Origin of the sequence: Erwinia sp., assembly GCF_031978025.1 — a bacterium.
Classification (GTDB): Bacteria; Pseudomonadota; Gammaproteobacteria; order Enterobacterales; family Enterobacteriaceae; genus Erwinia.
In genome coordinates this window covers 1-8450 of sequence record NZ_DALZCD010000194.1, presented here as the reverse complement: position 1 = coordinate 8450, position 8450 = coordinate 1, and the positions used below count along the sequence as shown (strand labels likewise).

General features: G+C 57.7%; 8 protein-coding genes. 1 reads left to right on the top strand and 7 read right to left on the bottom strand.

Going from position 1 to position 8450, the window contains the following annotated elements:
• Positions 1-110: 110 nt before the first annotated feature.
• Together radA and serB are read right to left on the bottom strand one after the other, a co-directional pair.
• Positions 111-1493 (bottom strand): DNA repair protein RadA, encoded by a 1383-nt coding sequence (radA, locus tag RTK32_RS15150; protein ID WP_253455435.1) that lies wholly within the window; start codon positions 1491-1493, stop codon positions 111-113.
• 9 nt (positions 1494-1502) lie between these two features.
• Positions 1503-2480 (bottom strand): phosphoserine phosphatase, encoded by a 978-nt coding sequence (gene serB, locus RTK32_RS15145; protein WP_312045415.1) that lies wholly within the window; start codon positions 2478-2480, stop codon positions 1503-1505.
• 108 nt (positions 2481-2588) lie between these two features.
• On the opposite strand from serB, the gene RTK32_RS15140 reads away from it, so the two are divergent.
• A complete protein-coding gene (locus RTK32_RS15140) occupies positions 2589-3233 on the top strand; it encodes a YtjB family periplasmic protein (protein ID WP_312045413.1) in 645 nt (214 codons plus the stop codon).
• A 361-nt stretch (positions 3234-3594) separates the two neighbouring features.
• Here RTK32_RS15140 and deoD read toward each other — a convergent pair whose 3' ends face one another.
• The 5 genes from deoD to RTK32_RS15115 all read right to left on the bottom strand — a co-directional run.
• Positions 3595-4314, bottom strand: coding sequence for a purine-nucleoside phosphorylase (gene deoD, locus RTK32_RS15135; protein WP_312045411.1), 720 nt, complete (start codon positions 4312-4314; stop codon positions 3595-3597).
• A 55-nt stretch (positions 4315-4369) separates the two neighbouring features.
• Positions 4370-5593 carry a phosphopentomutase gene (deoB, locus tag RTK32_RS15130; protein WP_312045409.1) on the bottom strand — a complete coding sequence of 408 codons (1224 nt, stop codon included), beginning with the start codon at positions 5591-5593 and terminating at the stop codon, positions 4370-4372.
• A gap of 61 nt (positions 5594-5654) precedes the next feature.
• A complete protein-coding gene (gene deoA, locus RTK32_RS15125; protein WP_312045407.1) occupies positions 5655-6977 on the bottom strand; it encodes a thymidine phosphorylase in 1323 nt (440 codons plus the stop codon).
• Positions 6978-7085: 108 nt separating this feature from the next.
• Entirely contained in the window at positions 7086-7865 is a 780-nt protein-coding gene (deoC, locus tag RTK32_RS15120) for a deoxyribose-phosphate aldolase (RefSeq protein WP_312045405.1), read from the bottom strand.
• 359 nt (positions 7866-8224) lie between these two features.
• The coding region (locus RTK32_RS15115; protein ID WP_312045404.1) for a TatD family hydrolase at positions 8225-8450 on the bottom strand (226 nt) is incomplete at its 5' end.

Genomic DNA, 8450 nt, shown 5'->3' with positions numbered 1-8450 from the left:
CGAATAGCCGTTTTCAGATAATCAAATGACGACACCGGGTGCCTCCTGCATAACGGGCGCGCGTTCCGCCACTTTGAAGTGCGGAGCACGCCGCGCGCTCCGCTTTTAAGTTAAAGCTCGTCGAGGATAGCCAGCGCATCGGCCAGCTTTTTCACGCCATAGACTTTCATGTTTTCCGGCGTTTTCTTCGGTACGTTGGCAATCGGCACAATGGCGCGTCGGAAACCGTGCTTGGCCGCTTCGGAAATGCGCTCCTGGCCGCTCGGCACCGGCCGGATTTCGCCCGCCAGACCGACTTCGCCAAACACCACCAAATCCTGCGGCAGAGGGCGATCGCGCAGGCTGGAAACCATCGACAGCATCAGGGCCAGATCGGCGCTGGTTTCGGTAACCTTTACGCCACCTACCACGTTAACGAAAACATCCTGATCGGCCATTTGCAGGCCGCCGTGGCGATGCAGCACCGCCAGCAAAATCGCCAGGCGATTCTGTTCCAGCCCGACCGCCACGCGCCTTGGATTCCCCAACATTGAGTGATCCACCAGCGCCTGGATTTCTACCAGCAGCGGCCGTGTTCCTTCCCACAGCACCATCACCGAGCTGCCGGAGGTCACCTCATCGCCCCGACTGAGGAAGATGGCAGAAGGATTACTGACTTCTCGTAGGCCCTGCTCGGTCATGGCGAATACGCCCAGTTCGTTCACTGCGCCAAAGCGGTTTTTGTGGCTGCGTAGGGTGCGGAAACGGGAATCCGCATCGCCATCCAGCAGCACCGAGCAGTCGATACAGTGTTCCAGAACCTTTGGCCCGGCCAGCGAGCCGTCTTTCGTCACGTGACCCACCATCACGATCGCTACGCCGCGCGTTTTAGCAAAGCGGGTAAGGTAAGCGGCGGTTTCCCTGACCTGCGCCACGCTGCCGGGCGAGGACTGAATATCCGCCATATGCATGACCTGGATGGAGTCGATCACCATCAGCTTTGGCTCTTCCTGCTCGGCGATCTGACAGATTTGCTCGATGCTGGTTTCCGACAGCATATTCAGATTGGCGGTCGGCAGGCCCAGACGGTGCGCGCGCATCGCTACCTGCTGAAGCGACTCTTCGCCGGTGACGTAGAGCGTTTTCATGTTCTCGGAAAGCTTGCAGAGCGTTTGCAGCAGCAGCGTACTTTTCCCTGCGCCAGGGCTGCCGCCGATCAGGATAGCGCTGCCCGGCACTACGCCGCCGCCGAGGACGCGATCGAATTCCTTAAAGCCGGTGCTGAAACGCGGCAGCGCCTCCAGGCTGATCTCCGACAGTTTTTGCACGCGGCTTGGGCCAGCGCTGCCCGCATAGCCGGTCAGACGTTCGTTACGGGCCACCGTCGGCGACGCCGCAAGACGCACCTCGGTGATGGTGTTCCAGGCCTGGCAGGCGCTGCATTGCCCCTGCCAGCGTGGATAATCTGCGCCGCATTCATTACAAACAAAGGCGCGCTTTACCGCTTTGGCCAAATCTACCCCTTAGCGTTCTTCATGGATCAGACTGCCGGTCAGGATGCAGAGCACGCCCAACAGATCAGCATGACGAATAGTGACTTCTGTTTTTTCATTAACTTTCGGCTTGGCGTGATAGGCGATGCCCAGCGCGGAGGCCTGGATCATCAGCAAATCGTTGGCGCCATCGCCAATCGCCACGGTTTGTTCCGGCGCGATTTCAAAGCGATTGGCCAGTTTACGCAGCGTCTCGGCTTTGTATTTGGCATCGACAATATCGCCCAGCACTTCGCCGGTCAGCCTGCCGTCGCGGATTTCCAGCTGGTTAGCCACAATCGCGGAAAGGCGCAATGTGTCGCGCAGGTGTTCGGCAAAATAGGTAAAGCCACCGGAAGCGATCGCCACGTGCCAGCCCAGTGCCTGTAGCTTGTGCACCAGCGAGCTGAGGCCCGGCATCAGCGGCATTTCCGCCCGTACCTGCGCCAGAATGTTGGCGTCGGCGCCTTTAAGTGTAGCCACGCGCTGGCGCAGGCTGGCGGTAAAATCGAGTTCGCCGCGCATGGCACGTTCGGTCACTTCCGCCACCTGTTCACCGCTTCCAGCCAGTTTGGCGATCTCATCGATACATTCGATTTGGATGGCGGTGGAATCCATATCCATCACCAAAAGTCCCGGCGTTTTCAGGTGCGGAATACGGCCCAGCGGCGCCACGTCCAGCCCGACTTCGTGAGCCAGTTTGGTGGCACGCGCGGTTAACGATCCCGCCAGGCGGATCACCTGATAATCTTCCACTGCCCAGGCGCTGACGATAACCATCGCCGCCCCCAGCCTGTGCTGAAGCGCCGTCAGGCGATCTTTATTCAGGTCACGCCCATACAGAAGCCAACCGGTGCGGCCAGCGCGATAATCCAGCGGCATCACTTCATCGCCGCTGAGGGAAAGAGGTAAACCCGGCCAGAGAGAAACATCCGAAGGCAGGTCGCACCAGGTCAGACTATTTGGCATTACAGCTCCTGTAGGGGACAGTTTAATCACGCAAGAGGCTACCCTGTCTCGCCCGCTTCTGGCAACATAAATGCGGTTCCGTTTCCGGACAAAATGTAAAGGGTAAAAATGGCAAAAGCCAGAGTAACATTTCGGCTGCACCGCACGGCAATTGTCCTGATTTGCCTGGCACTGCTGGTCATGCTGATGCAGGGTGCCTCGTGGTTCAGCATGGGCCACCAGATGGCCCGCTCGGAGCAGGTGGAAGAGCTGGCGCGGACGCTCACCCGTCAGGTCGCCTTCAGCCTGACGCCGCTGATGGAAAACAGTGATGATAACCATCAGAAGATGGTGGATATCCTCACGCAGTTGACCACCGAGAGCCGAATTTTGGACGCATCGGTTTATGACGATAGCGGAACGCTGCTGGCACACAGCGGCGAAACCATTAACGTCCGCGACCGGCTGGCATTGGATGGTCAACGGGCCGGCAGCTATTTCAATCATCAGCTGGTCGAGCCGCTGTCCGGCGCTGACGGGCCGCGTGGTTTTCTGCGCGTCACGCTGGATACCCACGTGCTGGTGACGGATTCGCGTCAGGTTGATAACACTACCAATATCCTGCGCCTGATGATGCTGCTGGCACTGGCTATCGGTATTATCCTTACCCGCACGCTGCTGCGGGATCGCCGTACGCGCTGGCAGCAGTCGCCCTTCCTGCTTACCGCTAACCGTCCGGTAAAAGAAGATAATGGCGAGACGGATAAAAATTAACGGGCGGGTCTGCTCGCTCGATCTGTGGCAGCGGCGCGTTCAGCGCCGGCTCCACAGTATCGCCTTCTGGCGAGGCTTATCGTTCTGTTCCGCGCCTGCTGCACACACTGCCGCCTGCTAAAACTCACCGCTGCCGCCTGGCCACTTTGCCAGTTGCAGGAACCTCTGGCGCGCCGCGCCGCAACAATAAAAATATTTCAGGCGCAATAACGCACGATAAAGAGATTCATGGGCGAACAATCAGCGAGGCAGGATCGGGTAATAAAACCGGAGAAGATGAGCGGATACTTTGCAATAACGCCGACCTACGGAGCCGGTCGGCGTCTCAATATAACGGCCGCCAGAGCGACGGCCGCTTAAATCAGGCTTTGTCGCCCAGCAGGACGGATTCCAGCGCGATCTCAACCATGTCGTTAAACGTGGTCTGACGCTCGGCCGCCGAGGTCTGCTCATGGGTACGGATATGGTCAGAAACAGTACAGATCGCCAGCGCTTTTGCACCGAACTCTGCCGCTACACCATAGATGCCTGCCGCTTCCATTTCCACGCCCAGAATGCCGTACTTTTCCATCACGTCGAACATCTGCGGATCTGGCGTATAGAACAGGTCGGCGGAGAAAATGTTGCCAACGCGTGCATCAACACCCAGGTTTTTCGCCGCATCCACCGCGTTGCGCACCATATCGAAATCGGCAATCGCTGCGAAGTCGTGATCCTTAAAGCGCATCCGGTTCACTTTAGAATCGGTGCTGGCACCCATACCGATAACGATATCGCGCAGCTTCACGTCTTCACGAACCGCGCCGCAGGAGCCCACGCGAATGATCTTTTTCACGCCGAATTCGGTGATCAGCTCTTTAGCGTAGATAGAGCAGGAAGGGATGCCCATACCGTGACCCATCACGGAGATTTTCCGGCCCTTATAAGTGCCGGTATAGCCCAGCATCCCACGCACGTTATTGACTTCCACGGCATCCTGCAAAAAGGTTTCCGCAATGTGCTTTGCGCGCAGCGGGTCGCCCGGCATCAGCACTACGTCCGCGAAATCACCCATTTCTGCGTTAATATGAGGGGTAGCCATCTTTTATCCTTATTTACTTTTCGCCGGCTCGCGCCGGCGTGTTACGTTGCGCTGATTACAGCATGCTTTTGCCATATTCCATTGCGGAAAGGCCAAAATACGTGGCCACAGTCTGACCGATATCCGCAAAGGTGTCACGGTATCCCAGCGAGCCGGGCTTAACGTTCGGGCCGTAAATCAAAACAGGAATGTGCTCGCGGGTATGTTCCGTGCCCTGCCAGGTCGGATCGCATCCGTGGTCGGCGGTGAGGATTAGAATATCGCCCTCTTCTACCAGTGCCATCAGTTCCGGCAGACGACGGTCAAACAGCTCCAGGCCGCCCGCGTAGCCCGCCACGTCGCGACGGTGGCCCCATGTGGAGTCGAAATCTACAAAGTTAGTAAAGACGATGCTGTTATCCGGCGCCGTTTTCATTTCCTGCACGGTCGCGTCAAACAGCGCGTCCAGCCCGGTCGCCTTCACTTTTTTAGTGATGCCGACGTGCGCATAGATATCGGCAATTTTGCCCACGGAGACCACTTCGCCCCCTTTTTCCTCCACCAGCTTTTTCAGGATGGTGGGTGACGGCGGCTCAACGGCCAGGTCGTGACGGTTGCCGGTACGCTCGAAGTGTCCCGCTTTGTCGCCCACAAATGGACGCGCGATCACGCGGCCGATGTTGTAGCCGCCTTCGGTCAGCGCTTCGCGAGCGATTTCACAGAGATCGTAAAGGCGCTGCAGGCCAAAAGTTTCTTCATGACAGGCAATCTGGAACACCGAGTCGGCTGAGGTATAGAAAATCGGCTTGCCGGTTTTCATATGCTCTTCGCCCAGCTGGTCCAGGATCACCGTACCGGAAGAGTGGCAGTTACCCAGATAGCCCGGCAGATCCGCTTTTTCGACCAGCTCGTCCAGTAATGCCTGAGGGAAACTGTTCTCTTTTTCCGTAAAGTAGCCCCAGTCAAACAGCACCGGCACACCGGCAATTTCCCAGTGGCCGGACGGCGTATCTTTGCCCGACGACAGCTCACTGGCGTAAGCGTAAGCACCGATAATTTCGGCGTTTTCATCCAGTCCCGCCGGGAACTTACCGGTAGAAGCTTCCGCCGCTTTGCCTAAGCCGAGCGCGGTAAGATTGGGCAGATGCAGCGGCCCTTTACGTCCGATATCCGCTTCGCCTTTAAAGCAGGCTTCAGCAATGTGCCCCAGCGTATCGGAACCTTCATCGCCAAACTTATGAGCGTCTTTGCTTGACCCAATACCGAAAGAGTCGAGCACCATAATAAATGCACGTTTCATCGTGGTCTCCTGCGTTATTAACGCGATGAGCTAAATTTTATCGATCGGAACAGTATGCCGTTTATTGCGTCACTCTGCGATAAATAACTGGCGTTGGCTGCGGGGATTTTTCTGCCAGGGTGATCGCCTGTTTCACCGCCGCCGCTGCTTCCTGCCAGCTCGCTTCACTGGCGGCATGGATCACCGCAAGCGGCCGCTCGCCGTCCACGCGGTCACCCAGCTGCGCCATCTCGCTTAGCCCTACACTGTAGTCAATGGTATCGCTGGCGCGACGACGGCCGCCGCCCATGGTGACTACCGCCAGCCCCAGCGCGCGGGTATCCATTGCGCTCACAATGCCGGGCCGATCGGCGTACACCGCCTTGCTGAGCATCGGTGCGGGCAGGTAGCTATCCAGCCTGTCGATAAAGTCCACCGGGCCTTTTTGCGCGGCCACCATGCGTGAGAACACTTCCGCCGCGCGGCCGTTATCCAGCACCGCCTGCAGCTTACGCCTCGCTTCGTCATGGTCTGCGGCCAGCCCGCCAGACAGCAGCATTTCGGCGCTGAGCGCCATCGTCACTTCCAGCAGGCGCGGATTGCGATAGTCGCCGGTCAGGAAGCGGACTGCCTCACGGACTTCCAGCGCATTGCCCGCGCTGGAAGCCAGCACCTGATTCATATCGGTCAACAGCGCGGTGGTTTTGCAGCCTGCGCCGTTTGCCACGCCGACAATGGCCTGTGCCAGACTTTCAGACTGTTCAAAAGTCGGCATAAAAGCGCCGGAGCCGACTTTGACATCCATCACCAGGGCATCCAGCCCTTCAGCAAGTTTTTTCGCCAGAATCGAGGCGGTAATCAGCGGGATAGAATCGACGGTCGCCGTGATATCACGCGTGGCGTAGAAGCGCTTGTCGGCAGGTGCCAGCGAGTTGGTCTGGCCGATAATCGCCACACCCACCTCTTTGATAATAGTGCGGAAGGTCTGATCTTCCGGGAAGATATCGAAGCCGGGGATGGCTTCCAGCTTATCCAGGGTGCCGCCGGTATGACCAAGACCGCGACCGGAAATCATCGGGACGTAACCGCCGCAGGCCGCTACCATCGGTCCCAGCATCAGCGAAGTGACATCGCCCACGCCGCCGGTTGAGTGCTTATCCACTACCGGCCCATTCAGCCCCAGGCTCTGCCAGTTCAGCACCGAGCCGGAATCACGCATCGCCATCGTCAGCGCCACGCGCTCCGGCAGCGTCATATCATGGAACCAGATGGTCATCGCCAGCGCGGCAATTTGCCCTTCCGAAACCGCGTTGTCACGGACGCCCTTAATAAAAAAGCGGATCTCTTCTTCGCTCAGCGCCTGACCATCTCTTTTTTTACGAATTATTTCCTGTGGCAGAAACACGTTACCCCCTGGTGAGGTGTGAGGTGATGGCCCGGCCATCGCGTCCGGGCTGCATTGAGGGACGCCCGCCTTTTTTAGCTGGCGGGCTGCCCCGTTAGTGAAAGCGGGTTAGTAAGCAGAATCGCTTTTTGCGGCTGTATGTCCGGCCGTGTTCAGCAGGCTGGCCAGCAGGCTGGAGGCGCCAAAGCGGAAATGCCGCGCGTCGGCCCACTCTTCGCCCAGGATATCGTCCGCCAGCTTCAGGTAGATCGCCGCATCTTCAGCCGTTTTTACCCCGCCTGCGGGCTTAAAGCCAACCTGATGCTTAACGCCTTTTTCGGCGATAACACGCAGCATGATTTCCGCCACTTCCGGCGTGGCGTTAACCGCCACTTTACCGGTAGAGGTTTTAATAAAGTCCGCACCGGCTTCAATAGCGATCTCAGAGGCTTTGCGGATCAGCGCTTCTGTTTTCAGCTCGCCGGTTTCGATAATAACTTTCAGCAGGACGCCCGCGTCAACGCAGGCTTCTTTGCAAGCGTAAACCATGTCGTAACCGACTTCTTCATTACCGGCAATCAGCGCGCGGTAAGGGAAAACCACGTCTACTTCGTCTGCACCGTAGGCGATAGCCGCATGGGTTTCCGCCAGTGCGATTTCGATATCATCGTTGCCGTGCGGGAAGTTGGTCACGGTAGCAATACGGATATCCGGTGTGCCCTGCTCACGCAGCGTTTTCCGCGCAATCGGAATAAAACGGGGGTAGATGCAAATGGCCGCCGTCTCGCCGACAGGCGTTTTGGCCTGATGACACAGCGCAACCACTTTGGCTTCCGTGTCGTCGTCGTTCAGGGTGGTCAGGTCCATCAGCTTCAGCGCGCGAACGGCAGTAGTGGTTAAATCAGTCATGGTGTTCTCCGAAAAAGGCGGTTGGCATGGCAGCCGTGCCGGGCAACAAAATCACAATGTTAGGATAGTAACATTCTGCCCGGCTGCCGACTGTGACAGCTTTCACATTGAGGCGGCTGCGGTCAGGATAATTATAGCGCACGCAGCAACAGGATAACACTGGCATCCCAAGGGATAAGGGGCAGACCGTTAAACAGGAGAACCTGAAATGTTATGATAATAACATTTCAGCAGGCGAAATCGTGGCCGATTCCGGACCGGTCAGGGCTGTAGGAGAGGAGTGAGCATGCCGGGCACCGTGTATGCCCCTTCACGGCAAGGCAAAATAGTTGAGTCGCTACTGCGGGCTTCGCTTTTAGTCAGATCCGGAACAGCCTGCGGGTATTTTCCCGGATAGTTTCGGCAATCTCCTGTGGCGATTCTTCGCGGATCTCACACAGGCTTTGCCAGACATGTTTAATTCTTTCGGGACGATTTGGCTGGCCCTGAAAACCCTGTACCGGCATGTCGGGCGAATCGGTTTCCAGCAGCAGCGACGTCAGCGGCAAGCGCGCAATGGCATGGCGGGTTTTACTGGCTCGCTCA